The organism is Mediterraneibacter gnavus ATCC 29149 (assembly GCF_008121495.1).
Lineage (GTDB): Bacteria > Bacillota > Clostridia > Lachnospirales > Lachnospiraceae > Mediterraneibacter > Mediterraneibacter gnavus.
Genome location: NZ_CP043051.1, coordinates 1,128,359 through 1,150,789 on the forward strand (window position 1 = coordinate 1,128,359; position 22,431 = coordinate 1,150,789).

Genomic DNA, 22,431 nt, shown 5'->3' on the forward strand with positions numbered 1-22,431 from the left:
TTTAACAATTCCTTTCTTCTTCAAAAATTTTTATAAATGCTCCCGTTGTAAAAACGGTCTTTTTAAGTCCTGCCCCCTGTGCAATCCTTGTGATTGGCGGAGGAGTGACAAAACTTTGTTTTAGCAGTTCTGTTTGTGCAAATACATCTTCCGCATTTCCATCCAACAGAATTTTCCCCTTACACATTACAATCACTCTTTTAAAATTTCTTACTACAAATTTCATATCGTGTGAAATTGTAATGCAGAGTTTCTCCCTGCTTTTCAGTTCTTCTATAATTCTCTGAAGCCTGGAGTTTCCTTCTACATCCTGCCCACAAGTTGGCTCATCAAAAATAAGAATCTTGGGATCCATCATGATTACAGCGCCAATTGTACAAAACTTTTTTTCCGTAGACGTTAAATCGAAAGGATGTGTATCCAATTTCTCTGATAACCCCACGATATCAGCAACCCAATTTATCCTCTCATTAATCTCTTTTTTTGATATTCCAAGCTGTTGTGGTCCAAATTCAAACTCTTTTCTCACAGTTTCCAAAAATAATTGATCATCCGGATTTTGAAAAACATATCCCACCTCTCTTGACCACTGAGCAGTAGAGCGATTCTGAATATTTTCTCCATTAATGAAAACATCTCCTGAGGCAGGTCTTAAAATACCATTAAAATGTTTTACTATTGTTGTTTTTCCGGCACCATTTTGCCCAATAATCGCAACTGGATCTGTTCCTTCTATTGTTAAATCAATCCCTTTTAATGCTTCTTCTCCTGTAGGATACACATAGCGCATTTTCTTTAATTCTATTTTCATCTTCCAAGCGCCTCCCTTACCAGTGCGATTGTTGGTTCTTCTGTAATCTCTATGTCTCTGTCTGTATATCCCCTATTCTTAAGTTCCTGTATAACTTTCACGTAGTCTGGTACATCAATATGATAGTTTACGATATCAGGATCCCCAAAGATTTTGCCAGGGTGATCAATTGCAATCACCTGCCCTTTATCCAGTACCATAACTCTATCTGCATACTTCGCCACTCTTTCCATCTCATGATCTACCATGATTACAGTAATACCGCCGCTGTTAAGTTTTTTAACAATATCAAAAATCTCTTCACTCCCCAGTGGATCTAATTGAGTGGTACATTCATCCAGGACAAGAATTTGAGGTTCCATAATAAAAGTAGAACCAAATGCTACTCTTTGTACCTGTCCACCAGATAACTCCAACGGATTTTTGTTAAGAATATGATCTATACGCATTATTTTGGCAACATACTCTACTTTCTGTATCATCTCACTTCTAGGTATCCCCCTGTTTCCGAGTCCATATGCCAATTCTTCTGCCACTGTTCCAGCAGTATATGACAATTGATTAAACGGATTCTGAAAAACCAGGCCAATTTGAGCAGATAAATCCGAAATGCTACTATCTGAAACCCTTGCTCCAGATACCAGTACTTCACCTGACATTTTTCCTACAAAATAGTGAGGAATCAATCCTACCAATGAATTACACAAGGTAGACTTCCCAGCACCATTTGCGCCGATAATACAAAAAAATTCTCCCTTTTTCACCTGAAAATTAATCTTTTTCAAAGCTTTTCTTTTGGTCTGTCGATATTTAAATGAAAAATCTCTGACTTCTAATACTACTTCTCCCATTTTTAGCTCCTTCCTTTATATCACATTTGTTTTCATTAGTACTGTGATAAGCAGTACTGACACAAAAAATACAATCAGTAAGGAGCGTAATACTTTATCCAGTTTAGATTTTGTAACTTCTACATAACTTGTCTGTTTCACACCTTTAATTCCAAATCCACGTGTTTCCAAAGTCATCCCTCTTTCCTGTGCATCTGTTAAAGAAGACATCACCACCGGCCCAAGCAAAGGAATGTATGCTTTCACTCTTGATATGACTCCTCCACCCGTTTCTACACCTCTGGCATTCTGCGCTTCCTGAATGACAGACATTCTTCTTTGCATTTGAGGAACAACATTCAGACTTGCAAGAATCAAATATCCAACTTTTGGTGGAAGCCCTGTTTCTGTTAATGCAGCAACTAATTTCCCTGTATAAGTTGTTTTATTCATAATATAAAAAGAACCAAGAAAAACTAATAATGTACTGACAATTTTCAATGCATATAAAACTCCTTCCAGACCAAGACTGGCAAATCCAAAGTCTGCAATCATTGTTTTATTTTTAGGACTGTAGAAGCCCTGAATAAACATTAACATTACTGTAATCGGTATTCCAAATCCCAGCATTACTTTTGTAAACTCTTTTAAGATTTTTGCAATATATGCTACTATAAATAATCCTATAATTACCAAAAGTCCAAGCCAGGAGTTAGGAAAAATCAATGTTCCCAGCCCCAAAGAAAAAATTGCCAATACTTTAGTCATTGGATTTAATTTCTCAATCACTGTGTGCTTTTCCACAAATGTATTTGATGTTTTGACCATGATTCCCTCCACTAATAAAAAACATCCTATTTTATTCAGCTTCGTCTTCATCCTCATCATCTTCTTCCATTGTATCTGCCGCATACTGACTTAAAAATCTTTTTGGTATTTTCTGTACAATAATATAGGCAATGAAAAATGCAATCCCTTTATCTATTAAATTTTCAATAAAGGAAGAAGAAAATACAGACATCATAATATCTTTCGTCGCTGCAATCAAAGTTGCCGTAAATACAGAGGAACCTGTAACTCCTGTCGCCCCTCCATATACAAAAATGGTAATTAATGATGCTGACACCGTATTAGTAAGTGTGCATGCAATCCAAATTAACACAGTTCCCCATATTCTTTTAAATAGTCCGGCCTTCACCATATACCCCGTTATAAGACCACATAAAACACTGACAATGGAATATGGCAGATAAACTGGATTTGCAACCAGAGCTAAAAATACATTTGTCAACAAACCACAAAGCGCCGACACCCATGGACCTGACAGACAAGCAATCACAATTGTACCTATCATATCCAAAAATAATGGGAGCTTTAAAGCGGAACATAAAGTTCCTCCAATCAGATTAATCCCTACTGCTATCGGGATTAATACAATTGATTTCGTAGAAAACTGCGCCTTCATTCCCTCTGTAAAGGTCATCTTATTTCTCTTCTTTGTCATCCCCTTACCCTCCTTCTTCTAGTCAGTTTCGAAACCTTTTATTCTACTATACCTACATTTATTTTAAGAAATAGATTTCCGAAACTATTTTCTTATATAAGTTTTATCACTTATTTACTCCTATTGTCAATATATTTTCACCAATACATCAATACCAACAATTTTAGAGAGTAAAAATTGTGCACATTTCATATGAAGTGTTTTGTTGACATATTTTTATAATTTCTCTATCATGGATATATCAATAATTTGGAGGAAAATTTATGAATATTAAAGAGATTGCCCAACTTGCAGGAGTTTCCACCTCCACTGTATCCAAAATCGTAAACCAAAAAGACGAAAGTATCAGTCAGGAAACACGTGAACGTGTATTAAAAATTGTGAAAGAATATAATTATACCCCCTACTCTTCAGCTGCATCGCATCAAAAAACATGGGTTATTGGCATACTACTGCGTTCCTCTATTTCTTTCGATAAGACTCTGGATGGAATTATTCAGACTGCTCAAAAAAACGGATATACGACTATTGTGTGTAATAGTAACTCGAGTACAGAACAAGAATTCAAAAATATCACTGCTCTCTGTAAAAACAATGTCGATGGAATTATCTGGGAACCTATTGAAACAAAAAGCCTTGATTATGCTTCTTGCTTTAAAACAAAAGATATACCCTTCCTTACTATTGGACCTGTAGGCGGAAAAAATTCCATATTCTTACCTTATGAAGAATTTGCCTATCGGCTAACGCAGGAACTAATTGATCGAAAGCACCACAATATTGCCTGCCTGCTTACAGAAGGGCGGAGAACTGACGCATTTTTATCAGGATATAAAAAATGTTTATTTGATAATCATATGAAATTGGATAAAGAATTCATTTTTTACGAGTTTACTGACTCCTTAATCTATAAAGTAAACACCCATCGTATAAGTGCTGTTATCTCTTCACATTATCAGAAAGCACTTGAATTTTACCAACTTATGAATTCTTTACATTACCGAATACCTGAAGATTTTTCTCTTATCTGCCTGAAAAATGACGCAACAGAAACCCTGGCGTTCCCTGAGATTTCTACTTACACAGCATCCAACAAAGACTTTGGTGTTTATTTATGCGAAAAAATAATTGCCAGAATAGAAAAATCTCATACAAGGACTCCTGGATTTTCTGAAGGATTCAAGATAGATAATACGGCTACCATTGGTATACCATTTAATTTGAACTCTTTAAAAATTACAGTTGTAGGAAGCATCAATATGGATACTTATCTAAATGTTCCACAGCTTCCACATACAGGAAAAACAGTCATCACATCGACCTCTTCCGTTTATCCTGGCGGAAAAGGAATCAATCAGGCTATCGGTGCTTCCAGACTTGGACATCGTGTAACACTGATTGGAAATGTAGGTTCTGATCTTGATTCTGACAATATTTATCGTGCATTAAATGAAAATGGGGTAGAAACCCATGGAGTAAAAAGATGTCTGCAAACCGATACAGGAAAAGCATATATCTTTGTAGATTCTAATGGTGACTCTATGATTTCAATTCTCACAGGGGCAAACGGAATTTTCACTCCTCAGGATATTTGCGAGAAAGAACATTTATTTGAAAACACCGGATATTGTCTGATTCAATCAGAGATTCCATTGGATACTATGCGAGAGGCATGCCGTATGGCACACAAATATCATGCAAAAACCATCGTAAAGCCTTCTGCCTGCTCTTCTATGACACGGGAAATGCTTGCTGATATTGATATTATAATTCCTAACGAGGATGAACTATTCGAGCTATGTTCTAAATACTATCCATCTATGGAAGCACAGGCAGCTTCCATGCTGGAATGTGGAATATCTGCTGTAATTGTTACATTACGGGAAAAAGGCTGTTATGTAAAAACAAAGGACTGGGAACAATATTTTTCTGCTGCCGATTTTTCTGCAGTTGACAAAACAGGTGCCAGCGATGCCTTTATCAGTGCACTCGCTTCCTATCTGCTTTATGGATATGATTTAAAAAAGGCTGTTCGAATTGCAACATATGCTGCTGGATTCTGCATTTCAAGAGAAGGGGTCGTTCCAGCATTAATAGACAGAAGCAGTCTTGAAACTTATATTCGCCAAAAAGAACCTTCGTTATTTCAAGATGAGACTTAATACATAATCAGCGTTTCATATCAGAAGGGGGAATATGATATGTTCAAACACCATTTTAAAAGATCTTTTTCCATCGAACTGGATGACCAGAATTGTTTTCCAAATGAAAAGGATTTTGTTTATCCAAACTCTCTGGTCATACAGGCCGCACTGGAAAATTACTGCCTGAAAAACGGAATCCACCTGGAGTATATCAGTAAGTATAAACCAATCACTTTTATATTGGATGGAAAAACAAAATATACTGCCGAAGCACAACTTATCCGCGGACGATTTTATTCTGGATACACTTTGATCTGTACAGAGATATTAGAAGATACAGAAACATAAAAAATAAAGGAGGTTCCCATAAACCTGTTCGTTTTACAGTAATCTCCTTTATTTATCGGGTTCTATGAAAGTTAATAATCTCTCCGGATCTTCTATTCCAGAAATTCAGAAAATGTAACCTATCACCTTGCAGAATTGATGCAGATGTGCTATATTGAAAATACAAAAGGAACAACCGCCCACAAGGGGTTGACCTCATAGCATTAGTGACAAATCATAGAATTGCCACCCTCGGCACTCGGTCAAAGTTTAGAGGGTGGTTTTTCTATACTTAAAACATTATCTGATAAACGTAAATACGAATGTCAGCAATGCCAGAATGAACATTCCAAAGGCCATAAGATCTTTAAAGTCAAACGGTTTCTTGTCCATCAGCACCACCCCCATTCTATGTAAGAATAGAGGTCAGCCACCCTGTAACACGGTTGTTCTATCGAAAGTGTATCACATTCTTGACTGTATTTCAATTTCCTGCTGCCAATGCATCCCATTTTCCAACCGTCTGTATTCACTCTAAGTTAGCAACTCCCATTTCAAATAGAGTATATAATTACTTTTTCATTATTGGTATCAAAACGGGATATATAACTCCCGAAGATTGAAAAGCGTTAGCTCGCGGTATAAACTCACAGAAAACACAGCTTTCATTATATTTTAAAAATGAGAGACTTGAAAAAATTCTAGAAGAATGGGTTACTGTTGATTCCATAACTATCCAAGATGCTGGAGTGAAGGAAAAATTACTTCGCTTATGGAAAGAAGAAGTATTAAGTACAGCACGATCGAGAAAATCAAAATGGAATTTCAGAAATGAAGAAGACGGTTTGCATTTGTATAGATATATAATGTCAATGTTTGATAAGCGTCAAGCTATTTTAGAACGTGGATTAGGCAACATTGGATATAACAGCGTAACAAAAGAAGGAATCAAATTAGCTGAAAAATGTGTACAAAAATGCTCTGTCTTTACCGGCTGAATCCTATGATGTTGTTAGAATGGATGGAAAACAAAATATACTGCCGAAGCACAACTTATCCACGGACGATTTTATTCCGGATATACTTTGATCTGTACAGAGATCTTAGGCCACTTATAAATGATTTTCTACGCAAAATGGCAAAATTTCGGCATCAGGAAAATCAAGATGTAAGCGCTGGAACAAGGATAAGGTTTTTTATCGATAAACCAGCAGCTATGATCTCTTTTCCAAGAGCCGTTATCAAATATTTATAGGATCCTGGGATTTTTTCAATCAGTCCATGGACTTTCAGACGTTTAAAGCTCCTTGTCATGGCAGACGGAGTGATTTTCGGAAGATGCTGGCGGATCTGTTTTCCTTGTATCCCGAATGTCATGTATTCCCCTTTGCTGATGGCTTCCAGTACAGACAGATCACGGGAATCAAAAAAGTTGAATCCGCGATAGGTTCGTTCCTTTTCCCTCCGGGAATGACTGACTTCATCCAATTTCTTCCTGCCGCTGCTGTGATCATCAAAGGATGAGATAAATTCAAGATATCTGTAATTCGCAGATTTCAGGATTGTGAATAACTGATATAAGCTGTAAATACTCTTTTTTAAAGGGGCTTTCCGAATATCGGATGTTCCATCCCTATGCTGAACTTCCCGCTCCACACGGAACGTACTGATATCATTGCAGGTGCTTTCAATTCGCAGTACACAGCCAAACTTGTCATACATTTTTATGGACACATCACCCATGTGGTGCTTGATCCTCGTTCCGAGGATGCGCTGATTATAGTTTGTGCCAATCTCTTTGGTACAGTTATAAGTGATTCGCTGTCCAAGGAAAGTGGCGATGTTGTCAGGCTTCACAGTATATATCGCAGTGTGGATGATTTCATCATAGATTGGTGCCAGGTATTCCGGCTTACGGAACATGATATCCGTGGCACATTCGATCTGCTGAACCGTCCAGGTATAACCCAGCCCGAGAGATTCCGGAACGGGACTGTAGCGTCTGGCAAAGACATCGAGAACTTTATGGAGCCCTTGCGGGTTGATACGGTCAGAAAGTTTCTGAGCAGTTTCAATATCGGAGATTTCAAGGAACGCGTTGTCCTGCATCCGGTAAGAAAGCTGTTTTTTATCAAGCTTATAGGCGAGCAGGTTATGACCGTTCATGTAAAACTGAAGACGGAAAGGCGGCCATGTAGGGACACGAAGATAGCAAAGGCCAAGTTCCCTGTCGATAAAATAGAAATAGTAATGAAGACACTTGCTCTGGTCAAACTTCAGGAAGGTCTTCCCAGTTGTTTTATCATGCCAGGGCCTGTAGGTATTACAGCATTCCATAGCAGAAAAGATATGGATCAGACCTTCCGTTTTTCCGGTTTCGGCAATGATGTTCTGGATGCGGTCATCTTTTCGAAAAGCATGGAGTTTTCGGATGAACTCAATTTCCATTCCATTTTCGTGAGCAATCTTTTCCGCATTCTGACGGACCTGTTCCGTAAGGGGCTGGGAGAAACTGGTGGGATAATCAAAAATACGGATACCGTTGAGTTTCATATAGGCAGTCATTGCTTCCGCATGGCTCCAGTTTGGGATATATCCCTGAATGATCATGCGGTCATAACAGGTAATGATGCCATGAATTTTATCAGCGTATTTATCAGTGAGTAACATATAAAAACCCCCTTTTTCTTTAGAATAACACAAGGGGTAGAAAATAAAAATAACTTTTCCGGTTTATCCGGGTTAGGGACTGTAAAATGTAACCTATTATCTTGCAGAATTGATACAGATGTGCTATATTGAAGATATAAAAAGGGAAACCGCAAGCGGCTTACCCCGAAAATTTAGAAACTGTTTTTACAAACAGCCGTCATTATTCGCAGTAATGGCGGCTATTTTCGTTTATCCTTGAAAATCTCATAACAAAGACTAACAAGGGCAACAATGAATATTAACAACTGAATCAGATCAGTATATGTAACACACATTGGCATCGCCCTCCTTTCTTTCGTCTGGAGGGTCGCCCCTCCGTAAAAGAGGGTAAGCCGCCCGGCTTTGGTTTCCCATGCCGAGATTATAGCATATTCTCAACTTGCTTTCAATTCCTCTGCTGCCAATGCATCCCATTTTCTAACGGTCTGTATTTACTGTAGTATTTCAATGAAAAATCAATTTTACCCCTTTACCCTAACATTTTCCTCACTGAATAGATTTAAACTATAATTTCCTCTATCCTGTATGGAGTTTTAAAGCGCAGAATTGATTTTATGATAACTTCTTGAGCCGTTCTGCAATTTCTTTCCGCTGTTCTTCTGTTAATTCTCGCTTAATATCTCTTGACCGAATTGTAACGAATCTTTTTGGAAAGAAATATTCTTTAGACACAATAGTACCCTTCACCCGTTCCACTCTTCCTAATCTGAATTGCTCTGGATTCTGTTGCAATAGCTGAATCAGACGGACGTGCAGGGCCAGGGGGATCTGGGAATACGGGACCATGGATGAAAGCAGTAATGCATGGGTATGTCCGCAGATTTTGCAGTACACACGAACAACGGAAAGGGAGAGGATCCTGTCAGCAAGCTGGATGCTGCGTTTATAAGAGCCATGTTTAGGTGAAGGCAGAAACTAAACTTTGGTAGGGGAGGTTTCTGCTTTCTTAATTTCATGGTTACAAAACCATATGATAACACAAGAGGTCTCAGGATAAAACAATTTGATGGAAAATACGTCAGATTCCTTTATTCCAAGACCTCTTTTATTACGCCTTAAAGATGAAAAATAAGTTTGTTATAGTGTGCTTGATAATAATATACTTCCCTTCTTCGTTCTGGAACGTCATGCAAAGAGCTTCTCCCTTTTCTCCGGTCTCCCGGTCTTTTGTCATGCAATCTTCCAGATCGATCAAAACGCACTGTCTCAACTCTTCCATGTCCTCTGATCCATATACCGGATGTTCTACAACATTCTCTGACTTCGCTTTCTCCATTCCAAGCCGGAAGGCTTTCTGGATTGCTTCGTACTGATCCACGCTTTCTGCATTGATCTGCATGATTTCTTCCGCTGCCATTTCTGGCAACAGTCCATCTTCTTCCAGTGATGCATACTCTCCGATCAGCTTCTGTATACCGCTCATAGCTACCACTAACAAACTCCGCACGCTCCGCTCTGTTTCTTGATGCTCTTCTCTTGTCATAGTGCCGTTGCCGTATCCGTTGATCCCGGTTGACATCTGGTACTGCGCATATTCCAGACTGTTTAAAATATTCTGTAACTGTGCTTCTGTTTCTGTCATTTCAAAAAATAATTTGCTCATACTTTGTTTTCCTCCTACGCTTCTAACATTTGAATTCGATACATTGGAACTGACGCAAGGATGCCGCCCTTTAAAACTACAATTCCCGATGTTTCCCGAAACTCTATCAGTTCCCCTTCCACCTCATGGAATGTTTCTTCATTCTCCCCAACTCGTTCCCCTGCATCTGCCAAAATGGATACCCATTCTTTCTTGAACAGTAGTCTGCTCTGCTTCATGTTTCGCTTTCCTTTCCAATTCGTTTGCAAGTGCCAGTGCTAATTCTTTCGAGAACTCTGTCTGGTACTTCCTGTAAAATCTGTCGGTATCTTCTACTACCTTCTCCCAGTATTCCTTTGTGTTCTCTACGCTCCAGACTGATTGCATCATTTTCCAATAGTCCTGAAACATTTCAAATTCTTCACTGCCTTTTAATAATTTTACGCTGCCCATCTTTTAATCAAACGGTGTCGGTGTCCGTACCGTCTTGAATCCATCTTTGCTTTTGAGTTCCTCTTCTGTTTCCTGGAATCGCATTTCATTTCCATCAAAGCGGTATACAATCTTCCCTAGTTCTCCCTGCCGGTTCTTATCCACTTTCAGACCTTTCCTGGTCTTATCCTCATTGTCCAGATTCCACAACAAAATGATAATGCTTGCATCCTGTTCAATGTCTCCGGCTTCTGATACTTGCAATGACCGCATGGCGCAAAGAAGACGCCGAGCTAAAGCTAAACAAAATAAATGAAAGCACTCCCCGGATCGAGTGCTTTTATTCTCATTGTGGGTAAATTGTGGGTACAGCTTGATTTTTACGCTTGTCTGTGCTACAATTCCACCTGCTGAAAGTGGCGTATTTAAGGCATTTCCAGCAATCAACTATCGTGTGTTCGAGACCTTCCACACGTAAAATAAAACTAAAGGAGATTTTGATCTATGAAAAAAGAAAAAACAATCAGCGTACTGTTTCTGGTACAGTCAGCAATGATCGCTGCGATTTATGTGGTCCTGACCATCGTATTTGCCCCGATCAGTTTCGGACAGATTCAGTTTCGTATCGCAGAAGCACTGACCATCCTCCCCGCCTTCACTCCGGCTGCAATTCCCGGACTCTTTGTGGGATGTCTGATCGGAAATATTTTAGGAGGCGCAATTCTTCCTGACATTATTGTCGGAAGCATGGCAACTCTGCTCGGTGCTATTTTCACCTATCTTCTGAGAAACCGCAGCAAATGGCTCGCACCACTGCCGCCGATTATTGCAAATACAGTTCTGATTCCATTTGTTCTTTATTATGGATATCAGATTCTGCTTCCAATTCCATTCCAGATGCTTACCGTGGGAATTGGTGAAGTTCTCTCATGTGGAATATTGGGTATGATTGTCTACACCGCTCTGAATAAATATAAGACAGTTATTTTCCGTCAATAACAAAAAGGAAGAAGTTCTTTCACAGAGAATAAATTCTCTCAAAGACTTCTTCCTTTTTCTGTTATTTCATATAACCGATAAACGTGTTTCCACTTCCTGCTATCATAGCGCTCATCTGTTCAATCGAAACTGTATTTTGGGATGCTGTATCCGGATCGATGTAAGTGATATCCGTCATACTATATCCTGTCAGCAGGATCGCATGATTGGCATCTGTCATCGCAATGACCGGAAGGCCCTTGTTGATAATATACAGAACCTGTTCCAGACTACATCCGGTCAGGTCTACTTTTTTGGCATTATACGCTGCCATCACCTCTTCACAGGTCTGAAGAGAGGTCTTTCCTTCTCCATTTCCAAACGGTGCTGTCTCTGTATCATAAACCAGATCTCTGTTGCCTTTTTCCCATACATATGCCTGTTCTGATGAGATTACTACTCCCGAAATCTGCTCTGCTCTCTGAATTGCATAAGCCGCCTTATCGTAAATCGCAACCAGTTCTCCCATTCCATATACATAGTACTTTTCAGACTTCGACTTGTCATTCAGCGTGATCGTGATCGGCTTTTTCCCCACCACCTGCTTCGGACGCAGGATTTTAGGAACAGTATCGGAAATTCCTTTTTCATAAGTCAGCCGCATCTGCTTTTCTTTTAAATCTGTACTGAAAGCTTCCAGAGTTATACTTTTTGTCTTCTTTTCTTCGTTACTGCTGATATAATCCTGACTGGTAACTGTATAAGTCTCTCCTGATTTTACAACCCTGTTCAGAGTCATCATATTTTCTTCAATAAATACATCGGATATATAAATCTTATCTGCTGAGTATGTCTTCATCACTTCATTTTCTGAATTTCTGATCTCCAGCTCATACATCGGGAACAGTTCCCCTCCCGCTGCCGTATGACCGACATCTCCCTGCCGCAGATATCCATACACAAAATCTGATCCGATAAATCCAAGCGGTCTGATTGCTTCCCCTGATTTTGCGGCTACAGCATTTTCTTCATCTGTTTTCAGATTCAATACCTTGATTTCCTGTGCGGTATTGATCGTTCCTGACGTCTGGTATGCGATCAAATGCCCGTCTGCAGACACCGTATACTGCCCTTCTTCCAGATTTTTTGCCAACACTGTCTGCTCATCCTTTGTCAGATCTATCTTGTAAAACTTTCCGCCTGCCAGAATATACGAAAGATTCTGATCCTGATTGTAATACACCATTTTTCCAAGCTCTTCCTCTGCGATTGCAAATGATTTTGTACTTGGAATAAACGCTTTTTCCTGTACTACATTTTTTTCAATATCATAATAGTAAATATCAACTCCGACTTCTCCCTCATGTGCTCCGCGATTCATATACCCATAAACTGCAAACGCAGTACTTCCATTCTTTTCCACACTGATGATCCGGATATTATGCTGGTCACACCTGCTCCGAGCATCATTTCCTTCGATATTGCTAAAACTGAATACCTGTGCAAGCTCATTCTGCTTTACATTGTATGTCCATAAATTTCCATTTCTCACGAAAGAAACAATATTTCCTGACGAATTTGTTTCATACAATATATCGGACGATGCTATACCCAGAAGAATCCCGTTCTGATCCAGCACTTTCTGATTTGCATCAAAAATCTGTTCCATCTTCCGATTATAATCCAAAAGGTAGATTTCCCCCTGCACGTAGCGAATCCTGAAAAACTCGCGGACATCATACGTCTCGATCTCTCCCGTATCTCCGGCACATGTCACCTGATACTGTGCAAGCAGCGACGTATAGACGGAATTGCTCTCTTTAATGCTCCACTCCGGTTCCTCAACCACCTGCGGACTCAGATTTCCCCATGTCACATGATCTGCATCAGAATGGATGGTAACAGTCTGGTAAGTTGTATTGTCCCCTTCTGCACTCGTTTCAAGATAGTTTTTCAATTCCTCCTGACTGTTTTTTTCCAGCGTCTTTGCATGAAAATCCTGGGCAAAATCCAGACATTCTTTTAAAGAAAGTTCATCCGGTCTTGTAATTCTGGTATAAAAGTGAGCCTGTTCCTCCTCCATGGAAAGAATCACTTCCAGAACAGCTTCTGAAACTTCATCCGGAAGACCTTTTTTCAGATCCAGCAAAATCGTCTCATCAGAAATATCCTTCTGTTTGCCTTCCAGATAGGTTTCCTCTCCATTCAGCGAATACACTTTATATTCAACGCCTGTGATTTTATTTCCAAACTCTTCAATCTGTATCTGAAGTGTTCCGTTTGCCTCCAGGGGTGTAATGGTGTCCCGCATTGCCGTAACATCCATCTCATTTACATAGCCGGCCAGAGCATTCACAGTCCTGCCTTCCTTTTGAAATGAGATTCTCGGAAGTGTAGGATCTCCCAGATCGATGATCTGATCGTCTACACCATTGTTCATAAACAGACTGCTGACAAAAATTGCTGCCACAAATACTACAAGGAGTATTCCTGCCTTTCTCATTCTTTTTTTCATGATTCTGTCCCCTTATCTAATAACACTCCCAGCATTGGGTCAATCCCCAAAAATTTCCTGCACTCCCAAACCTGGCTTTCACTCCCCTGTTTTGCCTGATTCGTCTTTACTGCACGCAGAAGAATATTTTTCGGCGTATGTTCCATATCGATAAATTCCAGAACCTGAGTCTCATAACCAGACTGCTCCAAATATTTCGCTCGAAGTCCGTCTGTCAGAAGCGCCGCAAACCGCTCTTTTAAAAGACCATAATCCAGAATCGGCGCCAGCTTATCATATCCGGCTCCTTCCCGTTGCATCTGCCCATTCAATTCATGCTGACAGCATGGAACCGACAGGATGACCTTCGCATTCCATCCCACCGCTTTGGCAAGTGCAAAATCTGTCGCTGTATCACAGGCATGAAGCGTCACAACCATATCCACTTCTCTGACACCTTCATAATCCGCGATATCTCCCACCAGAAATTCCAGTTTGTCATATCCATATTTGCGGCTTAACTCATTACAATGATGAATGACATCCGATTTCAGATCTAACCCGATGATACGGATATCGTATTCCTTCAGAACATGCAGATAATAATACATGGCAAATGTCAGATACGATTTTCCACATCCAAAATCCAGAATCGTGATCTCTCTGTCTTTCTCAAGTTTTGGAAGAATATCCTCAATAAATTCCAAAAACCGGTTGATCTGCCGGAATTTATCAAATCTGGAATGTACAATTTTTCCATCCTTTGTCATCACACCCAGATCCTGGAGAAATGGAACCGGAATTCCTTCCTCTAAAATATATTTCTTACTTCTATTATGTGACAATTCTACCGGTCTTACACTGCCTTTTGACGCTTTTTTCTGAATGGTTACCTTGCCTTTTTTGCTCACTAAAACAGTGTAATTCATATGCACTGTAGATGCCTGCATCTGCCGGAATTCTTCCATATATTCCAGCAATCGGTCTCGTGCCGAAATCGGGTCCAGATTCTCATGAAAGGCCTGTGTTTTTGTAAAAGACTCCAGTTGAAAAAATAAATTGCCTTTTTTCTCGATCGGCCGAACCTTTACCTTTAAAATTCCCTCTTTTTTCCTCGGATTGCTCAAAACTGCCTGAACAAATTCTATATTTAAAATATCTGATAATAATTTTTTGATCGTTTCCATGCGATTCCCCTTGTCATTTGTTTTCTATATAAGCTATGTGTGAACAGTAACTATTGTAAAACAAAATAAAGTCTCGTGCAATAAAACAAGTCTTAAATTAAAAGAAGACGGGAAAAATTCCCGCCTCTCCTACTCTTCTTCAGAATTCTCTCTGAAAAAACATGAATCTTGTTCTTTTTTATCTGCTTTTCTAAAACGAACTGTCGCCTTAAAAAGATCTCCGTCCAGATATAATTCCAGTTTTCCGCCCTGCATCTGTACCAGACTTTTCGCAATCGATAATCCCAGTCCGCTTCCTTCGGTACTCCTTGAAATATCACCGCGAATAAAACGTTCTGTCAGTTCATCTGCTGAGAAATTGAGCGGATACTCCGAAACATTTTTCAAAGAAAATATCACTTCATCCTTATCAGTGCGCAGATCTGCATAAATTCTCGTCCCCGGCATTGCATACTTCGCCGCATTATTATAAAGATTTTCCAATACTCTCCACATTCTTCTTCCATCTACATGAATAATCGCCGGCTCATTTGGAAGTGTCTGAATCAGCTCCAGATTCTTATGTTCAAATTTTTCTGCAAACTCTCCCGTCGTCTGATTCATCATCTCTACCAGATTGACATCCATCAACTGCAGATTGATATTCCCGCTGCTCACCTTGGATGCTTCTACAACATCCTCTGTCAATGTTTTCAGACGCTGTGCTTTTGCCTCCAAAATTTCCAGATACCCCTGTATCTTAGGATCTTCAATATTGGATCGTTTCAGGATATCCACGTAATTGATAATGGAAGTTAGCGGTGTTTTGATATCATGAGATACATTTGTGATCAGATCCGTTTTCAGACGCTCGCTTTTCACGCTTTTTTCCACAGCCTTCTGCAATCCGGTTCCGATATCATTCAGCATTTCTGCTACTTCACGCTGTTCTCCTCTGAGATGTTCCAGAGAAATCTGATATTCCAGATCTCCTCCTGCAACTGCTTTGATTCCTTTTATGATTTTATTCTTTGCAATCGCATTCAATACCAGATAATACACAATGAATGCATCTGCTGCCAGCGTGATCAGCACAAATCCCGGCGTTCTGAATAATGCCAGCATCCAGTGGATTCCAATCAGTATCACCCCTGATACAACCATTCTCCACACCACATTTCTGTTTCTCCAGAATATTCTAAAGAATCTGCAAAACGCATACAATACGCTGTTCTTCCACATCGTTCCCGCTTTTATCCTGCGGACCAGGCTCAGATATCCGACCAGGAACATGATCATGGTATAAGCCGCTGTACATGCAAGTTGGATCATATCTTGCATTGTCGGAACATATCCGGATGCATATTCATAAGAATATCCGATCGTTGCAGTCATCAAATCCGTGCTTTCTGCAAAATACCCGAGGGCCATATTCCCATTATTCATCCAGAACATCATCGGAATTATCCAGATCCCAATCACAAACACTGCTGCAAGCTCCGTTTTCCATCTGTCAAATACATTCAAATGCACTCCGTCACTTCGGTTGTTTCTTCCGGCGACCACTGTCAGCCATATCAAACTCACGATTATCAGTAATACTGCCGCACCGAGCAGGATCACCGCACGATTGATATAAGGTGCATATTCATCATATAATTTCTTATCCAGATAAAAAGAATCCTGTATTGAAAACCTGGTATCTACTGCCGCTGCAAAAATAAAATCACCGTTGCTGTTTCTGCGCTGTGACTTTACAAACTCCTTCCAGTCATTTGCTGTGATATCCATATTGGTCTTAAAATCAGAAAGCTTTGGCTGAACAATCATATACTTCGCATTTTTCTGAATATCTGAGATATTTTCTTTTACACTGTTGTAATCCTGATATTCCTTGCGATTTGTATAAACTTTTTTTGTTTCTTTATCAACAAAAATATAGGCAAAGTTTGTATTTCCCTCTGTCCATTCTGCACTGTTCTGATAAGACTGGAAATCATAATAAAGATTTGACAGGATGCTGCCCAATTGTGCATACACTTCACTCAGCTTTCCATTCAGCTGCGGCGTCTGATTTACAACATCCAGAATATTATTTCCTCCATCCGGCCGCGCCTCTTCTTCAATGGCACCACTGAATCCCCAGAAATCCCGGTACACCGTCTCGCCTTTTTCATCCAGAATATCATGTCCGGCAAATTGACTGAGACTCACATTTCCAGAAGCCAGTGCATTTACAATCTCATCAGATGTATATCCATCTATATCCACTGTCAGCGTTTTCTTTTTCAGCAGACTTAAAAATTCATCCCAGTAATAGTAATGATAGGTTTTATCTGCTTTTTGACAGACAACGATGGGATTTTCCTGCGTTGCATAGTTATTTTGATACTCCTCACTCCATTTCTGAAGATCCGAGAGTTTATACCGCAGTCTTTCCGTCTCTTCATCATAGTGCCTTCCGTTATATCCATACTGCATGATATCGATCAGCTTATCCGGATTGTTTTTTCCATCTGTCTCGAAAATATCTTCATAGGAAATCTGACCTAAAACATCCATCGTAGCCCGGCACATCTGATTCTCAAATTCTTTGGAATCTGTATACTCTGTCGGCTTTTTATTCCAGATTTCTTTTACACTTACAGAATATGTGGAAATAATCACCAGACTCAGCAGTGCCGTAATTGCCGAAAGAACAGAAAGAAAGATCAAAATGCCTTTTACAAGCGCACTTTTATACCATTTACTCATGAAAAACTCCCTTCTATAATTTCTCGATCTTATATCCTACTCCCCATACCACTTTCAAATATCGCGGTTCCTTTGGATTGATCTCAATCTTCTCCCGGATATGACGAATATGTACTGCTACCGTATTATCCGCTCCGATTGCATCTTCATTCCAGATGGATTCGTAAATCTGATTAATCGAAAATACTCTTCCCTGATTCTTCATCAAAAGCAATAAAATATTGTATTCAATCGGAGTAAGGCGCACCATTTCTCCGTCTACCGTTACTTCTTTCAGATCATCATTGATCCGAAGGCCGCCAACCTCATAAATCGTCTCCTGCGTACTACTCACATTCCCGCCAAGCTGTGTGTAACGACGAAGCTGAGATTTCACTCTTGCAACCAGCTCCAGTGGATTGAATGGTTTTGTCATATAATCATCCGCTCCGATATTCAACCCCAGAATCTTATCCGCATCTTCAGATTTTGCCGATAAAATGATAATTGGAATACTGTTCGTTTCACGGATCTTCAAAGTCGCCCTGATCCCGTCCAGACGCGGCATCATAACATCCAGAATCAAAAGATGCACCGTTTCCGTCTCCAGCATCTTTAATGCCTGCATCCCATCATAAGCCTTCAGAACCTGATACCCTTCCTGTGTAAGATATATTTCAATTGCTTCTACTATTTCTTTATCATCATCACAAACTAAAATACTATACATTTTCATCACCTCCTTTACAGTATACATGATATTCTCATTTTTTTAAGAGCCATTGGGGAAAATCTTAGGAAATTCTTAATTCGATTTCATTTCTGTTTGTAACAATGCCGTTATAATCCTTATGAAAAACAATCACTGCTACTCTGCACATATTCCTCATTTTTTCATATAATAAACATAAGAAACCCGTTTTTATATTTTATGAAAGGATTATATAATGCAAATAAAAGGACTGGATGTCAGCGAATTTCAAGGAAATGTAGATTGGGAAAAGGTCAAAGCCGCAGGCTATCAGTTTGCCATGCTCCGTGCCGGCTATGGTTTTAACACGATTGATCCACAATTTAAACGCAATGCCTCAGAATGTAACCGGATTGGTCTCCCGATCGGAGTCTATTGGTTCTGCTATGCCCTGACTCCGGAGATTGCACGCCAGGAAGCTGATGGCTGTCTCAAAGCAATCTCCGGTTATCGTCTCGATTATCCTGTATGCTACGATATTGAACAGGCATCTGTAAACTATGCCGCACAAAACGGAGTTGCTTTCACACCGGAAACCGTAGGGAAAATTGTGCAGAATTTTTGTGACAGAATGGAAAAAAACGGATATTTTGCAATGTATTACAGCAACCGGAATTTCCTCAAAACGTACCGTCTTCTGTCACTTTCTTCAAGATATGCACTGTGGTACGCTTTTTATAACAGCAAGCTGGATAATACAGACTGCCAGATGTGGCAATTCACAAGTCAGGGAGAGATCGCCGGAATATCCGGGGACGTTGATCTGGACTATGTTTTTGTTGATTATCCTTCTATTATAAAAAATGCAGGACTAAATCATTTGTCTCAGAAACCGAAACCACCCGCCCCGCAATATACCGCTTATGTGATACGATCCGGAGATACGCTGAGTGAAATTGCCCAGCGATTTGGAACAACTATTGCCACTTTGCAAGCATTAAACAACATTCAAAATCCAAATCTGATCTATGCCGGGAATACAATACGGATTCCAAAATCCTGACATGTTTTAAGAATTTCATAAGAATTTTTCTATTTCTTTAATAGATTCAACATACTTTGGACACATTTATTCCGTATACTAATACTCAGATAGTTGATAAACAACTATCTCCCCCCTCATAAAGTAACGGCATCTTGGGGCGACCCAAGATGTCACACTTTACTCTCATTCCTTTAGATAACTATAAAACAACGAAGCCCGTTAGCCCTTGTGGTTAGCGGGTTTTCGCTGTTCTGTACTTGTTGCAAAATCCGCTTCGGTCAAATCTCGGTCAAATAATTTTCTAAAGAAATGTTGCACCTTTTCTATTCTCTTTCTTATTCTTGTTCTGATTATATGATTTCCTTATACAAATTCTGTAATTTATCCATTTCCGATTTTGCTTTATCATCTGTGACGTGCGTATACAAATCCAGTGTGATTGCTATGGAATAATGTCCGAGGAATCCTTGTACTACCTTTGCGTCAATCCCGGCTTCAAAACAACGCGTTGCAAAAGTATGACGAAGTGCATGTGGATAAAAATGCGGAATCGGTATAAACACTGTCTTGTTTTTCTCTGCCTGCTTTTTTCGTTCCTTATTGATAGATTTTTCTATCCAGTCTAACGTCACTTGAAAGGTGTGTTCTGTAATCGGTTTTCCGTTCTTTCCAACAAACACAAGATTTTCAAATCCCTCTAATGGTTGCCATTCACTAGCTGACAACTGCATTTCTTTCAACTGAATCCACTGACGTTTTAAAGCCTTATACACACTGTCCTGCATGGGAATCGTCCGTATACTGTTCTTTGTCTTTGGTGTCTGGTACTTGAATACATACTTCTTTGTTTCCTTATCTTTGATATACACCAACGTTTTATTTACAGAAATTTCCCGTTTCCGAAAATCTACATCATCCCATGTAAGCCCAAGCAGTTCTCCGCCACGCATTCCCGTTCCGAGTGCTACCTGTATGAGATTCTCGTGTATTCTCTCCTTTGCGTGTTCCAATACTTCCCGTTGTTCTTTCACAGTCAGTACCCGTATCTGTTTTGTCTTTGTTTTGGGAACTTCCACTCCTGCACATGGGTTGAATGTAAGAATCCTGTTATGCACTGCATATTTGAACATAGCATTGAGAATATTATACACATCCCGTATAGTCTTTGTGCTGTAATCATCATCTGCCATATTCTGAAGCAGACGTTCCAAAATAATCGGATTAAAATCTGCCACACGTTGTTTTCCTATCTGCTTCTTTATGTAACGTCTGTAAAAATCATCATAACGTACTTGTGTACTCTCCTTGATAGTCCGCTTCTTATGGGTATTCAGCCAGATATCAAACCATGTATCCAGAGTGATATTATCGCCCTTTCCTTTCAACCCATGCTTGACTTCATAGCGTAAATCTTCCATTTCTTGAACTAACTTTTTTAAGTCCGCATTATCTTTTGTATACGTTTCTCCTTTGTAATAAAACCGCCCTCTGTAAATTCCGCTTTTTCTCTGCATAATTCCCGGCGGTAATGGATTTCCTTTTAAGTCCTTGCCCAATCTGCACGCTCCTTTCCGTGCAAGGACTATCAGAACTGGTCTGACAGTATTATATGCTTATTTGTGTTTATACTGCAATTACTTCATATTTATTTTTCAGATTATGCCCTTCGTTTTTCTTCAAAAACTGGTCTAAAACCTCAGAGCGTATAAGAATCTTATTTCCAATCCTTATGACCGGAATCTTCTGCCATGTAATCAGCTTTCGCAGATTATTTCTTCCAATTCCCGTATACTCTGACGCTTCATTCACTGTAAGGGCTTTCTTTGTCTGTATCGTTTTCTGTGTATGTTCTGTCAAAGATTCTCCTTTCTTCTTCCCTCAAAAGGAAAGATTTTTTATAGTCCTCATATATGCGTTGTTGTTCTTCGTTCATCTGCCCCCGTTCTATTAGCTGGCGGATATAATCTCTGTTATCCAGTTTTCCGATTTTATCCATTAGCTTTAAAGAGGGCGAAACTGCTACGTTCAGCCACTGCCATGTTCGTTCCAGTGTCTTTTTCTCTGGATTCATGGTCAACTTTATCTTCCCTACATCCTGCATGAGTTCTTCCCACGGGGAATAAGTAGGATAAAGCCGTTTTCTTGTAACCGTGCTGTTTTCCGGCTTCTGTAAAAACCGCACTTTCTCGTTTAATACAGACAACGCAATCCGTGCCACATCCCTGTCTTTCAGAAGTTCTTCTACTAATCTGACCGCTTTTTTGTGCCGGAATCGAAGTTCATATCTGTTCCAGTCCGGGTTGAGTTCTTTTCCGAACTTTTCTGCCTGTTCATATCCCTTTTCATAGAATGTAATCCGAAAATCACTGTGTTTACTGCCGAGATATAGTGTTTTTCCCTGCGCTTCTATTTCATCCTCTTTCAGTCTATCAGAACGATTCTCTGCTGTATCACGCAACTGACTAGATATCAGCCCCTCGTTTTTCAGACGAATCAATTCCGGGATAGACAGATAAGGCTTTGTATCGTCGATTGCCAAGTCTATCCTCGGAAAATTCACCGGGTATCTGCAAACTCTTTCCAGAAAATCAAACCATGTTTCCTTATTCATCATAAGGAAATTTTCATAATTCCTGCACCCCGAACCACTCATAAGAATCTGAAATCCCTCATACTGTGCATTTCCTGTCGGTTTCAGAATCTTGATATTGTCAAATCTTGCTATCAGTTCGTGTCCAGCAATTCCTTTTTCCTTACCATGCAGTTCCATAAAACTCAGTGGAATCCGCAAGATATCTTCTATGATTATGAACACGTCTACACCTTTGACAGTAATCTGACACCAGTCAATCAGTGCTGTCAAATCTTCTTTCTGACGAGTTACCCCCCTGTTAGTATAGGGGGGTTCTGAAATTTTCATTACCTCTGTTATCATCATCCCTGCCTTTCGTAGTATGCCGTGGCTTTCGCCACGTTCCCGGA

The 22,431-nt window shown here is 39.7% G+C and carries 20 protein-coding genes; 5 read left to right on the forward strand and 15 right to left on the reverse strand.

All coding sequences use genetic code 11. The annotated features are described in order from the left end of the window. Position 1: 1 nt before the first annotated feature. Genes FXV78_RS05480 through FXV78_RS05495 form a run of 4 tightly spaced genes read right to left on the reverse strand, consistent with a single transcriptional unit; the run spans position 2 to position 3,145 of the window. Positions 2–811: an energy-coupling factor ABC transporter ATP-binding protein gene (locus FXV78_RS05480; protein WP_004843988.1), complete on the reverse strand. Its 810-nt coding sequence runs from the start codon at positions 809–811 to the stop codon at positions 2–4. Further along, entirely contained in the window at positions 808–1,662 is an 855-nt protein-coding gene (locus FXV78_RS05485; protein WP_004843987.1) for an energy-coupling factor ABC transporter ATP-binding protein, read from the reverse strand. Before FXV78_RS05485 ends, FXV78_RS05480 begins: the two co-directional genes overlap by 4 nt. Positions 1,663–1,677: 15 nt before the next feature. Beyond that, entirely contained in the window at positions 1,678–2,520 is an 843-nt protein-coding gene (locus FXV78_RS05490) for an energy-coupling factor transporter transmembrane component T (RefSeq protein WP_004843986.1), read from the reverse strand. Next, a complete protein-coding gene (locus FXV78_RS05495; RefSeq protein WP_004843985.1) occupies positions 2,501–3,145 on the reverse strand; it encodes an ECF transporter S component in 645 nt (214 codons plus the stop codon). The genes FXV78_RS05490 and FXV78_RS05495 overlap by 20 nt, the downstream gene beginning before the upstream one ends. 263 nt (positions 3,146–3,408) lie before the next feature. Between FXV78_RS05495 and FXV78_RS05500 the strand changes: the two genes are divergently transcribed. From FXV78_RS05500 to FXV78_RS05510, 3 genes are all read left to right on the forward strand, one after another. After that, positions 3,409–5,307, forward strand: a complete 1,899-nt coding sequence (locus FXV78_RS05500; protein WP_004843984.1) for a PfkB family carbohydrate kinase — start codon at positions 3,409–3,411, stop codon at positions 5,305–5,307. 39 nt (positions 5,308–5,346) lie between these two features. Next, complete coding sequence (locus tag FXV78_RS05505; RefSeq protein WP_004843983.1) at positions 5,347–5,637, forward strand: DUF4318 domain-containing protein; 291 nt, start codon at positions 5,347–5,349, stop codon at positions 5,635–5,637. A 728-nt stretch (positions 5,638–6,365) separates the two neighbouring features. After that, on the forward strand, positions 6,366–6,614 hold the full coding sequence (locus FXV78_RS05510; RefSeq protein ID WP_004843981.1) for a hypothetical protein: 249 nt from the start codon (positions 6,366–6,368) through the stop codon (positions 6,612–6,614). Between the two features lie 163 nt (positions 6,615–6,777). On the opposite strand, the gene FXV78_RS05515 is transcribed toward FXV78_RS05510, so the two are convergent. The 4 genes from FXV78_RS05515 to FXV78_RS18175 all read right to left on the reverse strand — a co-directional run bounded on the left by FXV78_RS05515 (position 6,778) and on the right by FXV78_RS18175 (position 10,615). Next, positions 6,778–8,286 carry a MarR family transcriptional regulator gene (locus FXV78_RS05515; RefSeq protein ID WP_118227401.1) on the reverse strand — a complete coding sequence of 503 codons (1,509 nt, stop codon included), beginning with the start codon at positions 8,284–8,286 and terminating at the stop codon, positions 6,778–6,780. Positions 8,287–9,376: 1,090 nt separating this feature from the next. Further along, entirely contained in the window at positions 9,377–9,931 is a 555-nt protein-coding gene (locus tag FXV78_RS05520) for a hypothetical protein (protein ID WP_004844097.1), read from the reverse strand. Between the two features lie 14 nt (positions 9,932–9,945). Then, positions 9,946–10,149 carry a hypothetical protein gene (locus FXV78_RS05525; RefSeq protein ID WP_081448196.1) on the reverse strand — a complete coding sequence of 68 codons (204 nt, stop codon included), beginning with the start codon at positions 10,147–10,149 and terminating at the stop codon, positions 9,946–9,948. A 217-nt stretch (positions 10,150–10,366) separates the two neighbouring features. Next, positions 10,367–10,615, reverse strand: a complete 249-nt coding sequence (locus FXV78_RS18175; RefSeq protein WP_226972112.1) for a DnaB-like helicase C-terminal domain-containing protein — start codon at positions 10,613–10,615, stop codon at positions 10,367–10,369. A 231-nt stretch (positions 10,616–10,846) separates the two neighbouring features. Between FXV78_RS18175 and FXV78_RS05540 the strand changes: the two genes are divergently transcribed. Then, positions 10,847–11,341: a QueT transporter family protein gene (locus FXV78_RS05540; protein ID WP_004844101.1), complete on the forward strand. Its 495-nt coding sequence runs from the start codon at positions 10,847–10,849 to the stop codon at positions 11,339–11,341. A 61-nt stretch (positions 11,342–11,402) separates the two neighbouring features. Here FXV78_RS05540 and FXV78_RS05545 read toward each other — a convergent pair whose 3' ends face one another. From FXV78_RS05545 to FXV78_RS05560, 4 genes are all read right to left on the reverse strand, one after another. Further along, positions 11,403–13,835 carry a C39 family peptidase gene (locus FXV78_RS05545; RefSeq protein ID WP_004844102.1) on the reverse strand — a complete coding sequence of 811 codons (2,433 nt, stop codon included), beginning with the start codon at positions 13,833–13,835 and terminating at the stop codon, positions 11,403–11,405. Further along, positions 13,832–15,001 (reverse strand): class I SAM-dependent methyltransferase, encoded by a 1,170-nt coding sequence (locus FXV78_RS05550; protein WP_004844103.1) that lies wholly within the window; start codon positions 14,999–15,001, stop codon positions 13,832–13,834. Before FXV78_RS05550 ends, FXV78_RS05545 begins: the two co-directional genes overlap by 4 nt. Before the next feature lie 129 nt (positions 15,002–15,130). Next, on the reverse strand, positions 15,131–17,734 hold the full coding sequence (locus FXV78_RS05555) for a HAMP domain-containing sensor histidine kinase (protein WP_004844104.1): 2,604 nt from the start codon (positions 17,732–17,734) through the stop codon (positions 15,131–15,133). Positions 17,735–17,747: 13 nt separating this feature from the next. Beyond that, the gene (locus FXV78_RS05560) at positions 17,748–18,443 is read right to left on the reverse strand and encodes a response regulator transcription factor (RefSeq protein WP_009244190.1); all 696 of its coding nucleotides are present in this window, start codon (positions 18,441–18,443) and stop codon (positions 17,748–17,750) included. Positions 18,444–18,660: 217 nt separating this feature from the next. On the opposite strand from FXV78_RS05560, the gene FXV78_RS05565 reads away from it, so the two are divergent. Continuing rightward, positions 18,661–19,467 (forward strand): GH25 family lysozyme, encoded by an 807-nt coding sequence (locus tag FXV78_RS05565; protein ID WP_004844106.1) that lies wholly within the window; start codon positions 18,661–18,663, stop codon positions 19,465–19,467. A gap of 332 nt (positions 19,468–19,799) precedes the next feature. On the opposite strand, the gene FXV78_RS05570 is transcribed toward FXV78_RS05565, so the two are convergent. The 3 genes from FXV78_RS05570 to FXV78_RS05580 all read right to left on the reverse strand — a co-directional run bounded on the left by FXV78_RS05570 (position 19,800) and on the right by FXV78_RS05580 (position 22,369). Beyond that, positions 19,800–21,005 carry a tyrosine-type recombinase/integrase gene (locus FXV78_RS05570; RefSeq protein WP_009244191.1) on the reverse strand — a complete coding sequence of 402 codons (1,206 nt, stop codon included), beginning with the start codon at positions 21,003–21,005 and terminating at the stop codon, positions 19,800–19,802. A 67-nt stretch (positions 21,006–21,072) separates the two neighbouring features. Further along, complete coding sequence (locus tag FXV78_RS05575) at positions 21,073–21,258, reverse strand: helix-turn-helix domain-containing protein (RefSeq protein WP_004844108.1); 186 nt, start codon at positions 21,256–21,258, stop codon at positions 21,073–21,075. Beyond that, positions 21,251–22,369, reverse strand: a complete 1,119-nt coding sequence (locus tag FXV78_RS05580; protein ID WP_233447357.1) for a replication initiation factor domain-containing protein — start codon at positions 22,367–22,369, stop codon at positions 21,251–21,253. The genes FXV78_RS05575 and FXV78_RS05580 overlap by 8 nt, the downstream gene beginning before the upstream one ends. Between the last annotated feature and the right edge of the window lie 62 nt (positions 22,370–22,431).